15 protein-coding genes are annotated in these 23,042 nt (G+C 44.4%); 4 read left to right on the forward strand and 11 right to left on the reverse strand.

Features of this window, described 5'->3' with window-relative positions; genetic code table 11:
- Positions 1-13: 13 nt before the first annotated feature.
- Together RB622_RS03655 and RB622_RS03660 are read right to left on the reverse strand one after the other, a co-directional pair.
- Positions 14-1,510 (reverse strand): RagB/SusD family nutrient uptake outer membrane protein, encoded by a 1,497-nt coding sequence (locus RB622_RS03655; protein ID WP_308045153.1) that lies wholly within the window; start codon positions 1,508-1,510, stop codon positions 14-16.
- A gap of 15 nt (positions 1,511-1,525) precedes the next feature.
- Positions 1,526-4,519, reverse strand: coding sequence for a SusC/RagA family TonB-linked outer membrane protein (locus RB622_RS03660; RefSeq protein WP_409021415.1), 2,994 nt, complete (start codon positions 4,517-4,519; stop codon positions 1,526-1,528).
- A 379-nt stretch (positions 4,520-4,898) separates the two neighbouring features.
- Here RB622_RS03660 and RB622_RS03665 point away from each other — a divergent pair, with 379 nt between their 5' ends.
- Positions 4,899-6,068 (forward strand): substrate-binding domain-containing protein, encoded by a 1,170-nt coding sequence (locus RB622_RS03665; protein ID WP_308045155.1) that lies wholly within the window; start codon positions 4,899-4,901, stop codon positions 6,066-6,068.
- A 155-nt stretch (positions 6,069-6,223) separates the two neighbouring features.
- Positions 6,224-8,089: a serine hydrolase domain-containing protein gene (locus RB622_RS03670; protein ID WP_308045156.1), complete on the forward strand. Its 1,866-nt coding sequence runs from the start codon at positions 6,224-6,226 to the stop codon at positions 8,087-8,089.
- A gap of 87 nt (positions 8,090-8,176) precedes the next feature.
- Here RB622_RS03670 and RB622_RS03675 read toward each other — a convergent pair whose 3' ends face one another.
- From RB622_RS03675 to RB622_RS03695, 5 genes are all read right to left on the reverse strand, one after another.
- On the reverse strand, positions 8,177-9,151 hold the full coding sequence (locus RB622_RS03675; RefSeq protein WP_308045157.1) for a sugar phosphate isomerase/epimerase family protein: 975 nt from the start codon (positions 9,149-9,151) through the stop codon (positions 8,177-8,179).
- 112 nt (positions 9,152-9,263) lie between these two features.
- The gene (locus tag RB622_RS03680) at positions 9,264-10,928 is read right to left on the reverse strand and encodes a RagB/SusD family nutrient uptake outer membrane protein (protein ID WP_308045158.1); all 1,665 of its coding nucleotides are present in this window, start codon (positions 10,926-10,928) and stop codon (positions 9,264-9,266) included.
- Positions 10,929-10,967: 39 nt separating this feature from the next.
- Positions 10,968-14,507, reverse strand: a complete 3,540-nt coding sequence (locus tag RB622_RS03685; RefSeq protein ID WP_308045159.1) for a TonB-dependent receptor — start codon at positions 14,505-14,507, stop codon at positions 10,968-10,970.
- A 219-nt stretch (positions 14,508-14,726) separates the two neighbouring features.
- On the reverse strand, positions 14,727-15,839 hold the full coding sequence (locus RB622_RS03690; RefSeq protein WP_308045160.1) for a FecR domain-containing protein: 1,113 nt from the start codon (positions 15,837-15,839) through the stop codon (positions 14,727-14,729).
- A 95-nt stretch (positions 15,840-15,934) separates the two neighbouring features.
- Positions 15,935-16,540 carry a sigma-70 family RNA polymerase sigma factor gene (locus RB622_RS03695; protein WP_308045161.1) on the reverse strand — a complete coding sequence of 202 codons (606 nt, stop codon included), beginning with the start codon at positions 16,538-16,540 and terminating at the stop codon, positions 15,935-15,937.
- 245 nt (positions 16,541-16,785) lie between these two features.
- Between RB622_RS03695 and RB622_RS03700 the strand changes: the two genes are divergently transcribed.
- On the forward strand, positions 16,786-17,856 hold the full coding sequence (locus RB622_RS03700) for a glycoside hydrolase family 76 protein (protein ID WP_308045162.1): 1,071 nt from the start codon (positions 16,786-16,788) through the stop codon (positions 17,854-17,856).
- Between the two features lie 75 nt (positions 17,857-17,931).
- On the forward strand, positions 17,932-18,177 hold the full coding sequence (locus RB622_RS03705) for a hypothetical protein (protein WP_308045163.1): 246 nt from the start codon (positions 17,932-17,934) through the stop codon (positions 18,175-18,177).
- Between the two features lie 63 nt (positions 18,178-18,240).
- Here the strand turns inward: RB622_RS03705 and RB622_RS03710 are convergent, their stop codons facing one another.
- From RB622_RS03710 to RB622_RS03725, 4 genes are all read right to left on the reverse strand, one after another.
- The gene (locus RB622_RS03710; RefSeq protein ID WP_308045164.1) at positions 18,241-19,704 is read right to left on the reverse strand and encodes an alpha-L-fucosidase; all 1,464 of its coding nucleotides are present in this window, start codon (positions 19,702-19,704) and stop codon (positions 18,241-18,243) included.
- 209 nt (positions 19,705-19,913) lie between these two features.
- Positions 19,914-20,408, reverse strand: a complete 495-nt coding sequence (locus tag RB622_RS03715; protein ID WP_308045165.1) for a hypothetical protein — start codon at positions 20,406-20,408, stop codon at positions 19,914-19,916.
- Positions 20,409-20,471: 63 nt separating this feature from the next.
- A complete protein-coding gene (locus tag RB622_RS03720) occupies positions 20,472-21,890 on the reverse strand; it encodes an alpha-L-fucosidase (RefSeq protein WP_308045166.1) in 1,419 nt (472 codons plus the stop codon).
- Positions 21,891-21,976: 86 nt separating this feature from the next.
- Positions 21,977-23,011: a N(4)-(beta-N-acetylglucosaminyl)-L-asparaginase gene (locus tag RB622_RS03725; RefSeq protein ID WP_308045167.1), complete on the reverse strand. Its 1,035-nt coding sequence runs from the start codon at positions 23,009-23,011 to the stop codon at positions 21,977-21,979.
- Between the last annotated feature and the right edge of the window lie 31 nt (positions 23,012-23,042).

A 23,042-nucleotide genomic window follows, 5' to 3' on the forward strand; every position in this document is an offset into this window, starting at 1 on the left:
TTTCTTTCGGTGATTACTTCCAGTCAGGGTTTTGTATCAACTTTGGATTCGCATTAATCTCATCCTGCGGGATCGGGAAATATTTGTTTTTCGCCTGAACCGTTCTGGCTGGGTACACCGGATTTACTGCTTTTGGGATAACGGTTAAAAACTTTCCAGTGCGTGTCAGGTCATACCAGCGGTCACCTTCTGCAAAGAATTCCCATGCACGCTCCTGGATCACGGCGTCAACAAATGCTTCCTTGGTTAATCCGGCGGTCAGATCTCCCAAACCAGCTCTTTTTCGAACGATGTTGACAAAACCATAAGCAATTGCCGTGGCTCCGTTTAAACGTGCTTCTGCTTCGGCAGCAATCAGGTACACATCAGGCAGTCTTAAAATCGGGATGTTAGGAATCAAGCCGATTGTTGAACTTGGATCCATGTATTTTTTGATCAGAACACCTTGGGTCGTGATGGGTGTAATGCTTTTCTGTGGAACGGTTTTACCGCTTTTATCAATGTAATTGGTGTCGAGTAGCGTTCTGCGTTTATCGGCCGGATCAAAAGAGTTGAAAAAAGACTGATAAGCGAACATCGACCCGAAAGAAGTTCTCGCATAAGCCGGGCCACCACTGCCCGGAGGGCCGCACAGGCCTGTGAGCTGGTGCCCGGTTCCGGGTGAAATCGGATCGACTTCATAGGCCCAGATATTTTCAGCGCGGGCTGCGTCTTCCTTTTCATTGCGGTAAACATCCTGCACATCAGGCATCAGCGAATACTTATTGGAATTGATCACCACTTTTGCCTTTTCCAGTGCTTTGGCCCAGTCTTCATTGTACAAAGCAACTTTAGCATAAAGTGCACTGGCTGCTTCTTTGGAAGGGCGACCTTTGTCCACAGCGGGAAACGAAGGCAGACCGGCCGCAATTGCCTGGTCCAGGTCGCTGTAAATTTGTTTGTAAACATCCGCTTTTGGACTTTTTGCAATCGTCGCTTCGGCTTCCGTGTAACTCGGACTGATCTTCACAGGGACGTCACCAAAATTTTTGACCAGCAAAAAATGATAAAAAGCGCGCAGGAAATAAGCTTCTCCGATGATTTGCTTCTTGCGGGTTTCATCCATAACGGCCTCAGGAACTTTGGCGATGATCCAGTTTGCTTTTTCAATGCCACTGTAAGAGGCCGTCCAGACTTGCTGCGGAGATTCATTTACCCGGCTATTACTTTTTTGGGTGGTATAATTGACATCGTAGGTAAAAAGCGTCAGGGTGTTACGCCCAACCACACCGCGGGGATAAGTCTGGTCATCGCTGAAATCGGCAACCAATGTGAAAGCCGGGCCATTGCCCAGACTGCTCAATCCGCTGTATGCAGCCACCAGCCCTTTCTCGGCATCGGCAGCCGTTTTGTAAAAAGCTTCCGTATAAATGGAAGAATAAATTTTTTCATCGAGTTCGCAGGAGCCAAGAACGAAGGAGGCGCCAAGCATGACCGATAAACCTGTCGTTTTATTGAATATATTTTTCATGTGTAAATGCCGGTTTTAAAATGTTACCTGAATACCTCCCAGAAATGATTTAGCCTGCGGATAAACAAAGTTGTCCACGCCCATGACGGTATTGGAACCGGCGTAAGTGTTCACTTCCGGGTCAAATCCGCTGTAATTCGTAATCGTGAAAAGATTGTTGGCGCTTACATAAATTCGGATAGCCTGAATGCCTTTGAAACGCGGCAGGGTATAACCCAGCGTCACATTTTTACAGCGCAAATAGGATCCGTCTTCCACGACATAATTGGTGATCGGCAAACGGCCTCCCTGGAAGCCACTGGTATATTGGTTGTTGGGGTTGGTTGGCGACCAGCGGTCAGCCACGCCCGCTAGCATATTGCGCTGCCCCAGCGGGTTTTCGAAAGAAAGACGGCTCGCATTGTAAATATCATTACCCTGTGTTCCGGAGAAAAATGCGCCGAAATCAAATCCTTTGAAAGACATATTGGTTGAAAAACCGTAAATGAACTTAGGATTCGGATTTCCTACGATCACCTGATCGGCAGCCGTAATCTGTCCGTCGCCGGTTACGTCTTTTACTTTTTGTCCGCCTAAACGTCCGTCATAACCTGGCAGAATCGTTTCACCGGTTTGGTTAACACCATCAAAAACATAGGTTTTAAACAAGCCAAGCGGTTCTCCAACTTTTAAAATGGTGTAGGTGGTAACGAAACGTTCGTTGGTTACACCGCCGTCCAGGTTCAGTACTTTATTCCGGTTGATGGTGGTATTGGCAGAAACATCCCATTTGAAAGCTCCGTTTGCAATGCGTGCATTGGCTGCCAGTTCAAGTCCTTTATTTTCAAGCGATGCAAAATTGCCTGTGATGTTGGCATAACCCGAGCTAAACGGAAGTGTTTTTACATAAAGTAAATCGTTTGTTTTTTTATGATACACATCCGCAATCAGACTAATCCGGTTGTTTAAAAGACTGATGTCCAGACCGATGTTGGTTTGCCGCGAACTTTCCCATCTCAAATCAGGATTGGCAATGCCGGTCGGGGCAATACCGGTTACGTAGGTATGGTTGAGGTTGTAATCATAGTTCGCTGCAGGAGTTGAAGCAGACACGATTGACAGAGACTTGTAAGGATCAATCCCGCCGGCATTTCCGGTGATACCATAACTGGCGCGCAGTTTCAGGTCGGAAATCCAGGAAATGTCTTTCATAAACGATTCTTCAACAATCCGATAGGCAGCAGATATTGCGGGGAAGGTACCATATTTATGATTGGCGCCAAATTTGCTTGATCCATCGATGCGGGCCGTCAGATCCAGAAATAATTTGTCTTTGAAACCGTAGTTAACCCGTGCCATGTAAGAATCAAGACGCTGGCTGTTTCTGCTGCTGCTCACGGTTCTGGTCAGAGCAAGCTGCAAAGCCTCGTTTTGTGTGGCATCATTTGGAAAACCGGTGGCATTGATCGAATTGGAGTTTGCCATTTCAACCTGGGTTCCGAAAACAGCCGTTGCTTTGAGGGTGTGATTTTTTGCCAGATTGGTACTGTATGTCAGGATGCTTTCGTGCAGCAAGGCCAGATAGTTGGAATTAGATTTCGATCCGGATCCTGAATTATCGTTCAGATCGGATTTGTTAACAATGGATCTTGGTGAGTAAAAATCGTATAACTCGCCACGCTGATCTGCGTTGAAGGAAGCGCGATAGGTTAATCCTTTGAAAAGTGTGGCTTCCCCGTATAAATTGACCAAGGTTCTTTTAATCGTTCTTTGGTTTAAAACGGCAGCAAAACCCAGCGGATTGGTTACCTCACGGTATTGCGGACCTTGTTCGCCAAACGGGAAGAGTGTTCCGTCGGGGCGGTAAGGAACCAGTGTTGGAGGCGCGCCAATGGCTGCACCCAATACTGAAGAAAGCACGGCACCACCGTCGCCAACGTTTTCACCACCCGTCTGAATTCCGTCACTGACAGAATAACTTCCCAGAATACTGGTTCCGATTTTGATGCGGTTGGAAAGTTTGTGATCAAGGTTCAGGCGGTATGAATAGCGTTTGAAATCCGAGCTGATGATCGTTCCCTGCTGGTCGAAAAAGCTCAGCGACATCGCCAGCTGTGTTTTTTCATTCCCTCCGTTTATTGATAACTGATGGTTTTGAATCGGTGCTTTCCGGAAAATCAGGCTTTGCCAGTCGGTGCCTTGCCCGAGTGAAGCGGGGTCTTTGTAATAGGTGTTTTTAAAAACTTCATTTTCCAGCTGTGCGAATTGAGAAGCGTTTAACACATCCAGTTTTTTGTTTATTTTTTGTGTCCCGTAATAACTGTCAAAGGTGACGCGCGTAGCACCGCTTTTTCCCCTTTTGGTTGTAATTAAAACGACACCATTGGCAGCCCGCGCGCCATATATGGCGGAGGCAGAAGCATCTTTTAAAATCTCAACAGACTCTATATCGTTGGGATTTATGGTAGAAAGCGGACTGACATCCGTAATGCCGCCGCCATTGGAAATCTGAATGCCGTCAATAACATACAAGGGTTCTGAAGAACCGTTAATCGAGTTGGTTCCACGGATTCGGACACTGATATTTCCGCCGGGAGAACCTGAGTTCTGGCTGATCTGAACACCCGCGACACGTGCCTGTAGACCTTGTGCAATGTTGGCAACCGGTGTCTGAACAAGATCGGAAGCTTTTACCGAAGCAATGGAGCCGGTTGTTTCAACTTTTCGCTGCGTTCCGTAACCCACCACCACGACTTCTTCGAGTGCTTTTTGGTCAACCTGCAATGTGATGTCAACCGTTGTTCTGTTGTTGACCGGAATTTCTTCTTTCAGGTAACCTACAAATGAAAACACCAGCGTGGCCTGTCCGGAAGCGGCGAGGGAATATGTCCCGTCAACGTTGGATAAGGTGCCCTGCATCGTTCCTTTCACCGTGATACTTGCTCCCGGAACCGGCTGACCGGTTTCATCAATCACCTTTCCTTTGACGGAGTGATCCTGGGCATAAAGACGTTCGCTTGCTGCTCCCATGATCAGCAGCACGAGAAGACCGATTTTACATAAATTTTTTAGCATAGTTAAAAGGGTTTTAAAGTAGCTCTAAAATTGAAATAGTTCAATTTTTTAGTTAAAAGTCAGGCTTGTTTCGAAATACGAAAATCCTGAAAAGAATGCCTGATACTGGATTAAACCTGAATTTTGACTTGAATATAGGAAGGTGGAAAAGATTGTCAAGGCTAAAAAAACGCTTAAATATCTGAGATTATCACAAAAAGTATCGGGAACGTTTGCGGATACGTTACCGATATATGGTTATGATTATTTTTAATATGAAAATTTTAAAAAATAATTTTTGGATATCTTTGGAGGATGATTTTATAGTTATTTTCATTTATATTGAAATAATACAATGATTGCTTGTCCCAAATGTTCGGAAGTCGGTGCGATTATGAAAGCGGGTTATGTCCGGAACAAACAGCGTTATGTTTGTAAGGATTGTAATTACTTTTTTACCTTATCCGATCCGGACCAGACAGCACCCGGGAAAAAGAACCGAAGACATCAGACGACCATTATTGATATTGCCAAATCCATCGGCGTTTCCAATTCCACGGTTTCCAGAGCACTGCATGGGCATGCGGATATTAGTCCGGAAACCCGGCAGGCCGTTCTGGAAATGGCCGCGCAGATGGATTACCAGCCCAATCAGCTGGCGTATAATCTTGTTAAAAGCCGGACGAACACCATCGGGATGATTGTGCCTGAATTTACAAATTCGTTTTTTCCCAACGTGATCATCGGTGCACACGAAATACTCACGGAAGCGGGCTATAACCTGACCATCATGCAGTCCAATGAATCTTATCAGGTGGAAGTTTCCAACACGCGGACGATGCTTGCAAACCGGATCGATGGCCTGCTCATTTCTCTAACGCAGGAAACCAATAACTATGATCATTTGCAAGTGTTTGAAAAGCGAGGAATCCCGCTGGTTCTTTTTAACCGGGTTTGCGACCACGTAGAAGCACCCAAAGTTGTTGTTAACGATTTCGATGCGGCTTTTACCGCGGTGGAGCATCTGATCCTGAATGGTTATGAGCGCATTGCACATTTGGGCGGCCCGTTAAATTTGCTGGTAAGCCGGGAACGTTTGCGCGGTTACCGGGCGGCGATGGAAAAGTATGGGAAACGTGTCGAGGAGAATATGGTGATTCAGGGCATGTTTTCCCAGCAGAAAGCAAGGATTTATGGAAAATATCTCCTGGATCTCGAAAACCGGCCGGATGCCATATTTGCTGTCAATGATTCATCGGCAATTGAAATTATGCTGATGGCTTTGGAAAAAGGAATAAGAATTCCGGACGAACTGGGTGTCGTAGGATTTAGTGATAATCCTGAATCTGCGTATATCGGTCCGGGGTTAACGACCATCCGGCAGCCAACCGGAGAAATTGGTAAAACCACCGCGCAATGGATTTTACAACTGATCGATTCAGAAGAGGAGGTGAATTTACCCAAGCAAAAAGTATTGAAAACGGAGCTGGTGGTGCGGGGGTCGTCGCGAAGAAGTAAGGGTTGATTTTTATGATTATTTAAGGATTGAATGAGGTAATTATTATTTTTCTTTTGGTTAACTTCGATGCTTTCTCTTTCAGGTCTTATCTTATTAAATTTCAGTGAGTAAGCGTTGCGAGAAACAACCCGTTAGCCATCTGGAAGAAAAATGATCTTATCATGACATCATTTCATAAACTACCCGCGACCATTTTAATTGTTGTTTTCTTCTTTTCTGTTCAGCCATTATTGGGACAGGGCCGGTACGATGGTCCTAAAACAATTAAGGAATTACAGTTGGCTATTGAGAAAATACTGCAGGAAACAGGAACGCCTGCGGTTGGAATTGCTTTGGTGAATAAGGACAGTACGGTTTGGACGGCTGGACTGGGAATTGCCAACCTTGAAAAGAATACGAAGGCTACGGAAAATACCATGTTCCGTATTGGTTCAGTCTCAAAAATGTTCGTGTCACTGGCTATTTTGAAGCTGCAACAGGAAGACAAGGTGAGTCTGAAAGATAAAGTCCGGGATTTGGTTCCGGAAATAGAATTTAAAAATCCGTGGGAGAAAACGGCACTGATACGGGTTGAGCATTTACTGGAACATACCACGGGTTGGGATGATATGCGTCTTGGAGACTATGCACTTGATAATCCGAGATTAACACTAAAAGGCGGACTCGATTTTTTACCCGCGTCCCGCACCTCCCGATGGATGCCGGGAACGCGCATGGCTTATTGTAATGCGGGCCCTCCCGTGGCCGCTTACATCATAGAAAAAATTACCGGTCAGACTTTTGAAGAATACATTCAAAGTAATTTTTTTACTCCGATGGGTATGGAAAATATGACCTATTTTAATTCAGAGGCCTATAAAAAGTTAGGCGCAGCATTGTACATTGACAAAGAACCGCAGAAATACTGGAATATCAGCGTGCGTCCTTCGGGAGCGATTAATGCTTCCCCAAAAGATATGGCGAGAATGTTGAAATTCTTTATTAGCAGGGGATGGGCAGGCAAGAGCCAATTAATCAGCGAAGAATCTTTGAAAAGGATGGAAACAGCCTCTACCACGACCGGAGACAAGGCCGGGCTGGAATATGGGTATGGTTTGGCAAATTATTCAACCCCTTACAAGAGTTACGTGTACCGTTCACATGGTGGAGGTGTGAACGGAGGACTGACAGACTTTTCGTATCTTCCTACACACCAGCTGGGGTATGCGATCATGATCAATTCCGGCGATGGAAGTGCATTAAGCCGGATTTCAGGCTTGATACGGGAGTTTCAGACCAAGCGTTTGAGTCCCGATAGGGTTTTTTGGCCTAAGGTAAAAATACAACAACGCACCGATATTTCCGGCTATTATCTGCCAATTAACCCCAGAGTTGAAAACGCCTATTTTTACGAACGTATTTTAGGCGTGCGACAAATACGGGATAGAAATGAATTTGTTTTCGTAAACAATCTTTTCGGAGGATGGACAGAAACGCACCGGGCTATTAACGACAAGCAATACATAGCTGAGGAAACGGGAAAAATAAGTCTTGTGAAGGTAACAGACCCTATTGCCGGCAATGTTGTGCACGATGGTAACCAGGTGTTGATGCCGGTGTCTCCGTTTATGGTCTATGGCCAGATACTGCTGGGAGGACTCTGGATCTTATATGGGGCGGGGGCGGTGTTGTTTGGGAGTATTTGGTTAATTAGGTATTGGAGAGGCAAAAATTTCAGTAAAAAAAGTATCTGGCTGGGCCTGTGGCCGTTTATGGCAAGTTTGCTTGTATTCCTATTATCATTTATTGGCGGGAAAGACCCGTTTGGTTTATTGGGAAGAGTTGGTGTTGTTTCTGTTTCCCTGATGATCGTGACGACATGTTTCGCCCTGACATCTATATGGTCAGCTATTAATGTAGTCAAAGAGCGAAGGCTGAAAATCAACAGAAATATTTACTGGCATCTGGCCGTTTTGTCGTGTCTTCATTTAATCGCAACCTTTTATCTGATGTGGTTTGGTGTGATAGGTATTCAAACCTGGAAGTAGTCTAAACGTTAAAAAAGTACGCTTTCAAAGAAAACGCACTTTATTAACTACAGAAGAAAATTATGATATAATCTTAAATGTCGTCTGTCAGCTAAAGACCTTCCGGAATAGTTCCAGGCTTTTTGGGACAGCGGTTGCAGGATTTTCCTTGCCTTCCATTTCCAGAGAGATATAACCCTTGAAATTGGCTTTGCGCAGGATATCCGCTACTTTTTGATAATCGAGGTCGAGGTCATAGAAAAAACCTCCGCCATAGTATGTTTTGGCCTGAACGATGGTCGCATAGGGAGCCAGTCTTTCAAACTGAGGATATGGATTTCCGACAAAGTTTCCTGTATCGACGTTCATACCCATGGCCGGGGATGAGGAAAGTGGTTTATATATTTCCAGTAAATAATCGATATTGGATGACAATCCCCAGTGGTTTTCGATAGCCAGTACAACGCCAGCCTTTTCCGCCGCAACGAGACATTCGCCATAGGAATCAATGCACCATTTGATCGCGTCCTGATCTGTGTAACCTTGTATGGCAGGTTCTTTTCCGTCTTTGTAGTAGGCGGCATCACGTTTTACCGTTCGCCAGCTTCCTGTGTTCATGCGGATTGCGGGTATGCCCATCTGTACCGCAAGGTTGATGCATCGGATGGTGTGTGCCACGTCTTTTTTACGATCTTCTGCTTTGGGCTGGACAAAACTTTGATGTATCGAAAGCATCGGAAGTGACAGACCGTTATCGAAAGCAAGTCGTTTCAGCTTGTTCATGTACGGGATGCTTTCGTCGGTCATCTGCCGATGCAGGATTTCCACCCCGTCGAAACCCAATCGCGCGGCGTCTTCAATTACTTTCTCAATCGGATATTTTTTCTCCTCGAAATGCCAGTACGAATAGGTTGACACGGCCAACGGAATTCGGCGGGCTGCGGGAGCCGGTGCTGCGGACTTTGCGGATGCATCGATAACGGGAGCGGCCAAAGCAGCAACCCCAGCCAAAGCGGTATTTTTTAACCAATTTCTTCTGGATGAAGAAACTTCCTGGTTTAAAGGCGTTGATGATTCTTGCATTGAAAAATTGAAAAGGTTAGGAATAGTCTTGCTTGAAAAATATAATTAAAGATAGGAATAGTTATTGTTATTCAAAATCACCGGGCGTATAAGTACCCGGTGATGGTAAGTTTTATGGATTTTGTTTTAGAATACTGGAACCCATGATATCAATCTGGGCTTGTGGGATCGGGAAGTATTCGCTGCTTCCTTTTTTAAATACTGCGCCAGTCAGGTAGGATCTTTTCTTGCTTTCCTTGGCCAGATAAGCGTTCAAAATTACGTCGGCATTTCCCCAGCGAACCAGGTCAAAGTGACGGTGCCCTTCCATCGCCAGCTCAACACGACGCTCGAAACGAACGGCTTTCCTTGCATATTCCTGGCTCGTAAACGCCGGGTACGGTTTTATAAGATAATTGGCTGCCGGGGTTCCGTCGTCCTTTTTAACTATTTCCGTAGCCGCACGTGTTCTGATCTGATTAACGATGGCAAGAGCCGTCGTAAGATCGTTTTCTTCGACTGCAATTTCAGCACGCATCAGCAGAATGTCAGCGAAACGAATAGCGCGATAGTTGTTGGCGTTTGCACGAGGCGATTCCGCACCTGAATTTTCACCGTTTGCTGCAAAAAACTTCTTGAAAGTATAAGGGCCTGCAAAGCTTTGGTCACGGATCCAGTTTTTCCCCGGGTGAATTCCCCAGTTCAGGAAAGGCAAACCTCTGCGGCCAACAGTCCAGTCTAATCTTGGATCAAGTGTTCCATCATAAGGTGTGAAGGGATCGGTCGAAGAAAGGCCTTCGTCGTTTTTCACATCCGTGTCATTAAAGGTATCCAGAAGAGGCAGCCCGTTTGCATCCGTTTTAAATGCGTTGACAAGATTTTGGGAAGGCTGATAAAATCCGCAGCATCCGCCAGGACCTGAGCCATATGGAAAGTTCAGGTTATCGCCCCAGCTTCCGTTTTCACCGCTTCCACCATCAGCAACGGACATTTGTACTTCAAAAACAGACTCGCTGTTGTTTTCAGTAGCGATCCTGAAATTGTCATGATAATTGGCGACCAATGAGAAAGGACCGTTCGTTACGATATCCACCAGCAAAGGTTTTGCCGCCGTGTAATCGCTCTGGTACATGTGCGTTTTAGCCAGCATCGCTTTGGCAGACCATTTGCTGGCCCGTCCCACCTGTGCCTTTGTGGCGGAAAGGTTATCAACGGCAAACTGGAAATCAGCTTCGATCAATGGCCAGATATCCTTGTCGTTTGGCAGGTTGAGATAATCCGTTACTTTTTCATCAACATAAGGCACCATGTTCCACATCTTTTTTGCTTCAAAATGGTACCAGCCACGCAGGAATCGGGCTTCGGCGCTGGCTTGTGATTTTTCCGCATCGGTCATATCCGTTGCTTTGGCAATCAGACGAAGCACGTCATTGGAACGTGACACACCGTCATACAGCGCTACCCATTTATCATTGAAACCGCCGATATCTGCCTGCTGGATGTATTTTTCGATGGTTGTGATCTGGGCAAGGTCACCTACGTCACTTCCTTTGTAGCCGTCGTCGGAGGCAACGGTTCCGTAGATCCAGTTACTTACGGCTGAAAAGTATGTACCACCAGATCCAACTCCGTCCAGTAAGCTGTATGCTCCGATCAGGACTGAATTTACACCGGATTTGTTTGAAAGCATCGCCTCATTTCCAACGCCCAGTGGTGTAGTTTCCAGAAATTTATCTTTACAGGAATTCATCATTCCCATGCAAACCAATGCTGTAAATACTAAAATTTTCTTTTTCATATATTGCTGATTTTAAAAATCTGTGTCGGTTTGTTTTCGTTAAAATCCAAAGTTGAGACCAACCTGATACATTTTGGATCTTGGGTAATTCCCCTGATCAACACCCAATACAGTAGAACCCGGTGCTGAGCCGACCGAAGTAACTTCGGGATCAATGCCTGAGTATTTGGTAATCGTGAACAGATTTTGTCCCTGAACATAAATACGCGCACTGGTCAGGCCTAATTTTGCCAATGCCTTTGCAGGTAATGTATAACCGATCGTCAGGTTTTTCATTCTGAAATAAGAACCGTCCTCGATGAAGTAGCTTGACGGCTGCTGGCTTCTGCTGTCATTTGCGTCCAGAATCGGCAAAACTGCATCCGGGTTTTCAGGAGTCCATGAGTCGTTCAGCATGCGAAGACTTCTGTTACCCGCCTGGTTATTGAAATCAGTCCAGCGTTTTACCATGTTCAGGATCTGGTTGCCCTTAACGCCCTGGAAGAAGGCAGAAAGGTCAAAACCTTTATAACCCAGGTTCATGTTGATACCGTATGTGAAATCGGGGTGCGGGTTTCCAAGGAATTTCCGGTCCGCATCCGTGATCACACCGTCCTGATTGGTGTCGTGATATTTGTATTTACCAACGGCCGCATAACCCGGGTATGTAGGCCCTTTGTCAACTTCCGCCTGGTTCTGATAAATTCCGTCAATTTGCAAACCGTAGAAAGAATACAACGGCATTCCGGCAACCGAGCGGGTCCAGGTATAGCTACGGATTGTTGGCCCGAGCAGTACCGCAGAAGCACTGTTGTTCAACTTTTCAACGTTGTTTTTGTAGGCCGAAATGTTGGCACCAATCGAGTAGGTAAGCTGTCCGTCCAAAGCTTTGTTATTGAAATCAATAGCAAGATCAATTCCCTTGTTATTCATCTCGCCAACGTTTACAAAAGGAACGGTTGCCACACCTTGCGTTGCAGGCAAGCTCACCTGATACAACATATCGGAAGTGGTACGGTTATATAAATCAAGATTCAGGTTGAACATTCCTTTCAGGAAAGTCGCATCCAAACCGATGTTTGTCTGCGTTGTGGTTTCCCATTTTGCATTCTGATTCCCAAAGGCCTGTGTGTCAAAACCTGGCTGAACGGAGCTGTTTGAACCATCGATTGCGTAAGATGACTGGTTGAGTGTTGAGCGGTAAGTACTGAAACCATTATAGTTTCCGATTTCCTGGTTACCGGTTTGTCCCCAGCCTGCTCTCAGTTTCAGGTCGTCAAGCCAGCTTAGTGGTTTCATGAAAGTTTCTTCTGACAATCTCCATCCTGCACTGAATGCAGGGAATGTACCATAACGGTTGTTCTGCCCAAAACGTGAAGAACCGTCACGTCTTACCGTTGCTTCCAACAAATAGCGATCTTTCAGCGCATAGTTAACTTTTCCGAAAATAGAGAAAAGCGACCATTCATAACCCGCACCTGTGTTGTTGATACCGGCCGATCCTGCGCTCAGGTACATGTACTGAGGATCTTCGGAGTAAAAGGAAGTACGTGTCGCGGAGAAATCCTTGCCCGAACCTTTGATCGCTTCGGTACCTGCCAGCACATTCAGTTTATGAATGCCACCCAGGGTTTTGGAATAATTCAGCGTATTTGACCAGGTCCAGTTTACGTCATACGCATAGGCGTTGGTCAGTGAGTTATTGGATTCAATTTCCGCTTCTTCCAAATCGAGCAAAACATAAGCTGTTCTGTTTGAATTGGTAAAATCGACACCGATGCTTGACTTTGCGATCAGATCTTTCAGGACGTCAACCTCTACGTAAGCGTTACCGAAAGTTCTGAACGTGTTTACACGGTTATCTTTTGTACGGTACAATTGCGCAACCGGGTTTGTTGCAGGTCCAAGACCGGCAGCACGCGTCGCAGCGAATTTACCCATGATATCATAAACCGGAATGATCGAAGGAATACGGAATCCGTTTCCGATCGGGTTTCCATCCTGGTTATTGGTTGTACTGGCCGTTCCGTTGTTGCTGTAATAACCTTTGTTTTCTGTGTAACTGACTTCAAGATTTTCACCAAAACGGATTTTCTTTTTCAACAGGAATTCTGTATTTGAACGCAAAGAATATCGGTTGAACGAAGTATTTTTCAGGATACCGTCCTGCTTGAAATAGTTAAGCGAAAGCGCATACCGGCCTGTTTCACTTCCGCCAGAGGCGCCAACATTATACTCCTGAATGGCCGCATCACGAAGAATTTCCTTCTCCCAGTCCGTTCCCTGTTTGTTTGCTTTTACAATCTGGTAAAACCCGGTACGGTTATAATTGTACAAAGAAGGATTTGTTTTCGGGTCGCCTTCTGATAAACCATAACTTGAACCGGCAAGAATATAGTCAGGAACAACAGCATTTGCACCATTGCCATATTGCTGGTGAGACGGATTTCCATTGGTAAGTACGCCGGCATTTCTGCGTTGGGTCCAGAGAAGGTCGCCGAACTGCTGCGGATCGATGATCAGTCCCAAATCTACTTTTCCGGTTTGCACACCGAAACGGCTGTTGAAAGTAAATTGCGGTGCACCGGTTTTCCCTTTTTTAGTTGTAATGATAATGACCCCGTTTGCCGCACGAGATCCATAAATCGAAGCCGAAGAAGCATCTTTCAAAACCTGCATGGACTCAATGTTGTTCGGGTTAATGCTGTTCAAACCACCTTTGGTTGGTACGCCGTCGATAACATACAGAGGATCGTTGTTGTTGATCGTACCAAATCCGCGGATACGAACCGTGGCTTCACCGCCCGGCGTGTTGTTGGCAGTAACGGTAACACCGGCCACGCGGCCTTGTAGTTGCTGTGCAACGTTTGGTGCAGAAACTTTTGTCAGTTCCTTGGTATCTACCGTGGATACCGAACCGGTGATATCCCTTTTCGACTGAGAAGAATAACCCGTCACGACGACTTCGCTCAACGATTTAACATCCGACTGAAGTGTAATTTCGATCACCGATTTGTTGGCGATACTGATTTCCTGTGTCAAAAAACCAATCGATGAAACAACGAGTGTGGTGCTGCCTTCCGGTAGTTCAAGCGAGAAATTTCCTTCGCCGTCCGTTGTGGTTCCAACATTTGAACTGCCTTTCAATACGATTGTAGCACCGGGAATTGATCCGCCGGTTGCGTCAATGACTTTTCCCTTGATCGGAAAAAGTACTGATTTGATCGTCTGGACGGAAGTGCCCATGCCATTTACCAATGGTACGGCAGGTTTGGTACCAGGAATTCGCTTCAATAAAATCTGCTTGCCGGAAACTTCATAAGTCACCTTCAATGGCGTCAGGAAGTTGTCCAGAATTACTTCCAGTTTTTCTTCTTTTGCGTTCAGGTTAATCTTGCGTTCTGACTGGATCAACTCAGGGCTGTACATAAAGTTGACGCCCGAAAGTTTACCCAGTTTTTCCAGTGCTACACCAATTTTCTGCTCCTTAATGTTAATCGTCAACCGGCGATTAAGGACTTCCTGAGCATTGCTGTCAATTGCAAACGACAAGCCGGAAAATTGTATAATGACGAATAATTGTATGAGGCTGATTCTCATAATTTTAAATATGCTTGGGGGCCATTGTAAGGTTTTTTTCATACTTTTGAATGTTTTGATGGTTATAAAAAAATCAGCAAAATAATTCCCGTGTCCCTTTTCGGGGGACTTCATCTTAGTGCCAACATAGGTGGGGAGTTTTAATCAGGGTGAATGATGTTGCCACATCGTTCACCTTTTTTGTTTATTTTCAAATAGTCTGGGTTTAGGAATAAATAATTATTGACAAGCTTTACCGGTAATCGTTATTTTGTTATCGCTGACCTCATACGTCGCTTCCAGTATTGTACAAATCCATTTCAGTTTATTTTCCAGCGGTTCGTCGCCAAGCGTCGCTGTGATGCTGCAATGCGCCATGACCTGTTCGTTAAACGTAATATCAATGCCGTAAGCTTTTTCAAGCGATGCAAAAACTTCCGAAATAGGCGTTTCCTGGTATATAAAACTTTGATTTTCAATCGGTATTTTTAGTAAAGCGGAGCCTTTGGCCAATGTTCTGGTGAGTAAAAGCTTGCTGCGTTCAAAAGATGCCTGCTGGTTTGGTGTCAGTAAAAGCGCCGATAACTTGCTGCTGTTTTTATAGTCATCGGCATGTTTGTCGCTATTGGAGAAAACCGATACTTTCCCCGTTTTGACGGCAACCAGAACATTGCCACCTGATTCATCTGCTTTAATACTGAAACTTGTTCCTAAGACTTTGGTGACCAGTTCATTTGCGTAAACAAAAAATGGTCTTCCGGCATCCTTTGTTACTTCAAAAAACGCTTCACCAGACAGGATAACGACGCGATTGTTTGGCCCGAATTGTCTGGTGTAGCTTATCCGGCTGTTTTTTTGAAGCACCACGGAACTGCCATCCGGCAGTTGTACATATCGGGCTTCTTCACTGGAATTTAATACTTCAACAATCTCGTTATTTTGAGAAAACTGCCGTTGGTTTTCAGTAAACAGTGATTTACTGTTATCATATTTATAAAAGACAAGGCCGATCGCCATGAGTACGATCACAGAAGCGGCGGCCATCCAGCCCGCTCGTAACGCATTCAGGTTTTGCGAGTGGTTATTTTTATTTAATATATTTTCCCTCCGTTTAGCTATTTCAAGCGACTGACTTATTTTGTAAGCAATGTGCTCGTCGGTGATCCGGTGTGTTTCGTTATTTGAGGAGAGTAATGTAAAACGTGCTTGCTGAAGAGCTTCTTTTCGGGAGCAATCTCTGGCTGCCCAGTTTTTCCAGTATTGATCGAGTTCAGGATTTTCTTCCAGCACCCAGGCTATAAAAGCTGGGTTATTGAGCAAATCCTGAAAAAGTTCGTCGGGCAACTGGTCCATAAATAACAATATTTTTCCACATGTATATTGTTATTATCTCTTATAATTGTCCGGATACTCGCTTACCAAAGCTTATTTTTTAAATTATTTAAAAATTACAATAAAATTTCGAAAAATGAATAAAATATAAAAGAAAAAGAAGGTGTGACAGGCCATAAATTGCGCAAATTGGATAACGCACGTTGCAGAATATTACTAACCGACTGAGGTTTTATAGCGAGCAGATTTCCAATTTCTTCTGACTTTAAACCCTGAAAAAAACGTAAATAAACAACCTCTCGCTGACGCGCAGGGAGTTGTGTCATCAGTTCCTGCACCTGATTTTTTAAACCTGCTTCGTTTTCATTTTGAATAATAACTTCTTCGGAAGAAAACTCTTGCAAATGATCTTCGAAGTGATCAGTAAGTTCAAGTTCTTCAGAAAAAGGTTTTAATGTTTTGATTATTCTGTGGCGGAAGGATTTTAAGAGGTAGAACTTAACAGAAGGGGTGTCGTTCAGATTTTCCCGGTGCAGCCATAAATGTATGAGAAGGTCTTGTAAAGTGTCTTCGGCAATCTGGACGTTGGGCGTAAATCGTAAACCATAATGAAGCAATGTCCGATAATAACGCTTGGCGAGCTCGGTGTATGCAGCCTCGTTTCCATCCCGGAAACTGTCCCAGAGTATTGAATCATCCGTATGTTTAGTGATTTGAGTCAATATTAATTCTGTTGAAAATAGACATGGTGAAATCAAAAGTAGGTAAAGGTTGAGTTATATAAAATAGTCTTTTGTATTTTATTTGAATAACAAAATTAAATTACTTTATACTCCAATAAACATGTGTCTTTAAAACGATTTAGCAGTGAAAAATCAGTTTTCAACTGGGTTATAATAGGGGTTAGAGTAAAATAAACTATGCTTAAAGCTTTGTCATTTTGAGTATCCTTTTTAACTAAAATCGTATGATGAAGTCCGGATTAACGTTGCTATTTTTAACGCTGATTATTTTGGGGAAATCCAATGCGCAGTCGCCTGTGGTCGACTATAAAGCACGAATTTCTCAAATCGATCAAAACATCAATAAGGTTTTCTATGAGCCAGAAACGGGTCTTTACAAAGAAACCAATGCTAAGAATGATAAACCGCATTCGTATCTGTGGCCTTTGTGTGCCTTGATCCAGGCGGCGAACGAGGCCGAGCAACTGGATCCGGGAAAGGCTCATATGAAACCGGTTCTGAGGGCAATAAGTCAGTATCATAACGATAACCCGCCCGCGCCGGGTTATCAGGCTTATGTGACGAAGGAAGGAAAAGATGCCCGGTTTTATGACGACAACCAATGGATCGCGATTGCCTGTCTTGATGCCTACAACAGAACAAAAAGTAAGTCATATCTGAGGATCGCGGAGGAAATTTACCGTTTTCAGATGACGGGTTTTGATGAAAAAGCGGGTGGGGGCTTGTACTGGAAGGAAGATGAAAAGAATACGAAGAATACCTGTTCCAACGGCCCCGGGATTTTGGTGGCTTTGCAATTATATAAAATCACTAAAAAGAAAGAATATCTGACTACGGCCGTGCAATTGTATGAATGGACAAACAAGCACTTGCGTGGCGAAAACGGAATATTTTATGATGCGATTAAAATTCCAAGTCTGAAAATCGATTCGGCAAAATATACTTACAATACCGGTACGATGCTCCAATCAAATGTTTTACTTTACGTTATAACCAAAGAAAAGAAGTATCTTGAGGAGGCGCAGCTTATTGCCGGATCAGCCGAAAAGTATTTTTACCGGAACAATAAGCTGCCTGACCATTATTGGTTCAACGTCGTGTTGTTGAGGGGTTACGAGGCGCTATATGAGGTGGACAGGAACAAAAAACAATTGCAATTCTTTTTTGATGACGCAGAAAGAATCTGGAAAAACGAAAAGGATGGAACGGATTTGGTAGGAACAAAGCAGACAAAGACCTTAATAGATCAGTCTGCGATGATGGAAATGTACGGACGACTGGAAAGATTGAAATAGCGCTATTGGCAGCTGTAAATAAAATTTTTATTGAGGAGTACGCTTAATTTTATTTTAAACTAATGACTAACGGCCATGCAAACAACTTTTGTGGTAGAACCGGAAGAATGGACAGAGAAGTTTTGGAGGAAAATTATGCCTCTGTTTCGTAAAAGAAAGATTCGGGTAACGGTGGAAGAAATAGAAACGGGTTCGGCAAATTGTCAGATTGATACTTATTTCAAGATAAACAAATTGCAAAAGGAATTTTCTTCATTCAATGTATTTTCATCAACTGAGTTATCAAAGACAGCCGATGAATCCTATGACAAGAATTTTTGATAAAGTACGATATGGTTTAAAACCAACGGCCCCTTTCTGATAAAGAAAGGGGCCGTTTACTTTTTATTTCGCGTCCTTGTAAAGACCAAATTCACTGATTGCCACACTCACGGGCGATTTTGTGATTCTCAGCCTGAACTTCTGGCCGGTAACCGGCGCCGAAAGTTTTACCAGGCGTTTTGCGCCAACACTGGTTCCCTGATGGATTTCCTTCCAGTTGCTGCCTTCCCAAACGTCCACGGCAAAACCTTCAATGCGCTGTCCAAGTTTGATATATTCCTGTAAGCTGATGACGTCGAATGTGATCGGAGCACTCAGCTCTATGGTTACCTCAGGTGTTTTGAAATCGTCGTCCGTTGCCCAGTAAGACTCCGATTTTCCGTCGAGGATATTTTTTGCACTGTAAACGGAATTATATCCACGTACATTAACGGCCTTTGAACTAGCCCGGGCGATCAGGTTTGTTGCAAAAGTATTTTTTACACGATCGCCAAATGTTTTCAGGGCGGCCACGTCATCATCATGAAGCTGGCCTCTTGTATCCGGTGCAAGTCCCAAGTCAAGTGCGGCCCCACGCCCTACACTTTTGAAATATAATTCAAAAAGACGATCCGGTGATTTTGGTTTTTGGTCCGCGTGATAGAACCATCCCTTACGAAGCGGCACGTCACATTCTGCTGGTATCCACATTTTACCGTTTCTGGTTCCGCCTGGGTTTTCGTCCGCGTTGGCCTGGCCTGGTACTGCCACGTTGGTTCCCTTGGATGGTACCGGTGTTAAAGTTGCCCATGAAGTTTCATCTACTACACCTTCTTCATTTCCTGCCCAGCGAACATCCCAGCCTACATCGCTGAAAATATTTGCGTTCGGCTGAAGTTTCCGTGTCAGGTTGGTCCAGGTAGAGTCCCACTGGTAATAAGTGGTGTTGTCGATCGAACGTTTTTCTCTCGCGCCGCCATAATATCCGTCGCCACCATTGGCACCATCATGCCACGACATAAACACGGGGCCGTAATTCGTATAAAGCTCACGAAGCTGCTCACGATAAATCGCAAGGTATTCAGGAGTGCCGTATTTGGCATTGTTCCGGTCCCATGGCGAACAGTAAACGCCGAATTTCAGACCATGTTTACGGGCTGCATCAGCAACTTCCTTAACCATATCGCCTTTTCCATTACGGAAAGGGCTTTTTGAAATATTGTATTCGGTTGTTTTGGTTGGCCAAAGTGCGAAACCATCATGGTGTTTCGCAACAAAAACAATTCCTCTCAGTCCGCCTGCTTTGGCAGCCAGAACAATCTGTTCTGCATTGAAATCTTTTGGGGCGAAAAGTTTAGGATCGGCATCTCCATACCCCCACTCCTTGTTTTCAAACGTAGTGGGTGTGAAGTGCATGATACCGTAAACTTCTGTTTCATGCCAGGCAATTTGTCGGGGCGCTGGCAGAGCACCATAAGGTTTAGGGGGAGTTTGTGCAAACGAGGTAAATGCCGTTAACAAAAATAACGCGGCGATTTGTTTTATCATTTTGGATTAAGGGGTTGCTTTCTGTTATGAATAAAAAGATTGTTTAATTCTTGACTTTTTTGCTAACCAGGGAGCTAGCGGATTTATCCTTTCCCGGATGAATCGGTTGAATCCTTCTTTTTTTTAGCTGTCTGCTTATTTCACTGAGTGCCGATTTATCAAGTTTGTTATTGATAAATTCGGGATCGGTTTGATCTAATATTTTGAAATTAGTTTTCATTTGAAATATCTTTAACAAGTGAAAGTGCTTCTTTGACATCAATAAACATTCTGTTGCCGGCAAGGATTTTTGCTCCGATCGATAATTGATAATGCGTTATCAGTTTTGTCTTGGATTCGAAAACAACGATCCCGTCAAATCCGTTTTCAAATGATAATTTACATGCAAAAGCAATCAGATTTCCAGCTACACCGAGGTACATCTTTTCTACACCTTTATTAAATGCAGCATTTTCAACCAAATGCATGTAAACGTGATCCTGGTTAATACTGATGCTTATCAATCCATGAATTATTTCGGGATTCTGGCTTGTGACCAACTTGTAAACCAGCCTCTCATCATTTGTACTTTCCGCTTTCCAATCGAATAGCCAATCTTTCTTTTTTATGGCAATTTGTAACGGAAGAACTAATGTTTCGAATTTCTCCCCGGTAACAGCATTTTCAATTGAACTGGTTAATTTATCTATTTCAAATTCCAGCATGTGTATAACTTTATATTAACAAATATAAGATTAGTTACGCATACTGGATAATTTCTTTTAGCCTCAGTTAATTACAAACAAATAAGCAGCTTGCTGTCCTAATTCGGTAATGGTTTTGGCAGGGATTTCGATAACCCCGTCTTTTAGGCGCAATGCTTTTTTGGTACCCGCTATGGTAATTTTAGCGGTTGCCGGGATAGCAAGTCCTTCAGGTTTCAAACGGCCAGGAATTGCTTCTCCCGTTTCAGCCAGGTAAAATGCGTAGGTCGTATCTCCTTTTTTGGTGTAAGCCCATTTCCCCTGGCGATAAGGTGCCTGAGGTTTGGTATCATAAATTCCGATGCCATTCACGTTCATCCATTTCCCGATTTCTTCCAAACGCTGATAAGCCTCTTCATGCCATTCACCATCGGGCCCCGGTGCAATATTCAAAAGCAGGTTTCCACCTTTTGAAACGATGTCTACCAACGTATGCACCAGCTTTCTGGTCGACTTGAAATTTTCTTTTGGAATATAGGACCAGGAGTCGCCCATGGTCAGGCAGGATTCCCATGGAATGGACATGTAGTGATCGGGAATCTGTTGTTCCGGCGTTACGTAATTTTCAAATTCGCCCGTTACCGTGCGGTCTACGACAAGTAATCCAGGTTGATGAGAGCGGGCCATTTTAGCGATACGCGCCATATCAATATCCTGATCATAAGGAATCGTTTTTTGCCAGCTGATATTGGGGTCAATGGTGCTTTTTGGACGAATCCAGCCGCCATCCAGCCAAAGAATATCAACCGAACCATAATCAGACATTAACTCTTCGATCTGATTGTAGGTGAAATCTTTAAACTTGTTCCACTGTTCCGGATATTTTTTTGGGTCGTAAGACACGTTTCTGTCTTTTGGCGGGAAATATTTCCACCAGTAAGAAGGTGTATTCCAGTCAGGTTTCGAGAAATAAGTCCCTGTCATAAATCCTTTATCCCGGAAAGCCGACAAAACTTCTTTCGTTACATTGCTTTTCGGGTTCGATTTGAAAGGCGTATTGGTGATTTTATAGTCGGTATATTTGGAATCAAACATCGCAAAACCGTCATGATGTTTTGTCGTGAAAACGACATATTTCATCCCCGCATTTTTCGCAGCAGTGGCCCATTTTTCAGGATTGAATTTGACCGGATTAAAGGTTTTTCCAATTTCCTCGTAAGCTTTTTTGTATTCAAACCAGTCATGCGAATGCGGTCCCTTGCGTTCGCACCAGCCTTCGTCTTCCGGGCAAAGCGACCATGATTCCACAATTCCCCACTGGCTGTATGTCCCCCAGTGCATCAGCAGGCCGAATTTTACATCCTGCCATTTGCTTAACTTTTGCTGCACCAGCGGATCTGTCGGTGCCACATATTTTGAATGGTCCTGCTCCGAATGCTGCTGCGCAAAAGCCGCAGTCGTTAAAAACAGGAAAAGAGCAGGAAGAAAAGGTTTTAATTTCATTTTGGGTTTTACTATTTGGTTCAATTTTTAAAATGGTTTGCTGTCGGCAATCTGCTGATCGTAACTCTGACCCCGATAGCCAATACTTAGCCGAAATAACTTTCAGCGTCGAACACTTTTCCTTTACCGCCTTTTTCGGTTACGGTATAGTTAAATCCTTTTTGCACCGAATAGGCGCCAACTTCGCCCTGCTTGTTTATCGCGATAAAACCAACCTGAAATGTTTTCGCACGCTCGGGATTCGGTTTGACAATACGGTCAATCGCTTTTTTACAGGCATCATAAGGAGAAAGTCCGTTTCTCATAAATTCCACCACCAGGTGTGTGCCGCAAACGCGGATCACTTCCTCGCCTTGTCCTGACGAGGTAGCAGCGCCCACTTCGTTATCCACGAATAACCCTGCGCCAATAATCGGTGTGTCGCCCACACGGCCGCGCATTTTGAAGCCCATGCCGCTGGTTGTGCACATGCCGGAAACATCTCCGTTGGCGTCCAGCGCAATCGTTCCCATCGTGTCGTGGTTGAAAGAACCATCTTCAAAACGGTTGGGTGCAAATGGTCCGTGACCTTGTTTCGGGCGTGATTGCTGATGTTCTACGTTGATAACAGGTTTGTATTCAGCCTTTACCAGCCACTTTTTGTAAGCCTTTTCTGCATCGGGTGAAAGTTTTCCGGATTCGAGTTTAAAGCCGTTTGCCAATGCAAATTGCTGCGCGCCGATACCTGCGAGAAAAACATGCGGTGTCGTTTCCATTAATTTTCTTGCAACAGAAATCGGGTGTTTGATTCTTTCAAGAAAAGCAACTGACCCGCAATTGGCTTTTTCGTCCATGATGCTGGCATCCAGCGTCACATACCCATCGCGGTCGGGATTGCCACCCAGACCAACGCAGCAATTGATGTCATTTTCAATGGCGATTGCAGCTTGTTCGACTGCATCTAAGGCTTTTCCGCCTTTTTCGAGTACCGGCCAGGCTGCGCCATTTGCAATTTGTCCGCTATCCCAGGTTGACACAACAATCGGTTTATTTACTGCTGTGGAAGCAAAAAGCTTATTGACCTGCGTAAACGGCAGCGCCAAAGCAGATAAGCGTAAAAAAGAGCGACGGGTTGGTTTCATTGTATTTTTGTAAAAATGTTGAACTGACTAC

Source organism: Dyadobacter sp. LHD-138 (genome assembly GCF_030929615.1).
In the GTDB taxonomy this organism is placed as follows: Bacteria; Bacteroidota; Bacteroidia; order Cytophagales; family Spirosomataceae; genus Dyadobacter.

Bases quoted from the DNA above. Each gene is read 5' to 3' on its own strand.
- RB622_RS03655 (WP_308045153.1), bottom strand. From the start codon at position 1,510: ATGAAAAATATATTCAATAAAACGACAGGTTTATCGGTCATGCTTGGC.
- RB622_RS03660 (WP_409021415.1), bottom strand. From the start codon at position 4,519: ATGGGAGCAGCAAGCGAACGTCTTTATGCCCAGGATCACTCCGTCAAA.
- RB622_RS03665 (WP_308045155.1), top strand. From the start codon at position 4,899: ATGATTGCTTGTCCCAAATGTTCGGAAGTCGGTGCGATTATGAAAGCG.
- RB622_RS03670 (WP_308045156.1), top strand. From the start codon at position 6,224: ATGACATCATTTCATAAACTACCCGCGACCATTTTAATTGTTGTTTTC.
- RB622_RS03675 (WP_308045157.1), bottom strand. From the start codon at position 9,151: ATGCAAGAATCATCAACGCCTTTAAACCAGGAAGTTTCTTCATCCAGA.
- RB622_RS03680 (WP_308045158.1), bottom strand. From the start codon at position 10,928: ATGAAAAAGAAAATTTTAGTATTTACAGCATTGGTTTGCATGGGAATG.
- RB622_RS03685 (WP_308045159.1), bottom strand. From the start codon at position 14,507: ATGAGAATCAGCCTCATACAATTATTCGTCATTATACAATTTTCCGGC.
- RB622_RS03690 (WP_308045160.1), bottom strand. From the start codon at position 15,839: ATGGACCAGTTGCCCGACGAACTTTTTCAGGATTTGCTCAATAACCCA.
- RB622_RS03700 (WP_308045162.1), top strand. From the start codon at position 16,786: ATGATGAAGTCCGGATTAACGTTGCTATTTTTAACGCTGATTATTTTG.
- RB622_RS03705 (WP_308045163.1), top strand. From the start codon at position 17,932: ATGCAAACAACTTTTGTGGTAGAACCGGAAGAATGGACAGAGAAGTTT.
- RB622_RS03710 (WP_308045164.1), bottom strand. From the start codon at position 19,704: ATGATAAAACAAATCGCCGCGTTATTTTTGTTAACGGCATTTACCTCG.
- RB622_RS03715 (WP_308045165.1), bottom strand. From the start codon at position 20,408: ATGCTGGAATTTGAAATAGATAAATTAACCAGTTCAATTGAAAATGCT.
- RB622_RS03720 (WP_308045166.1), bottom strand. From the start codon at position 21,890: ATGAAATTAAAACCTTTTCTTCCTGCTCTTTTCCTGTTTTTAACGACT.
- RB622_RS03725 (WP_308045167.1), bottom strand. From the start codon at position 23,011: ATGAAACCAACCCGTCGCTCTTTTTTACGCTTATCTGCTTTGGCGCTG.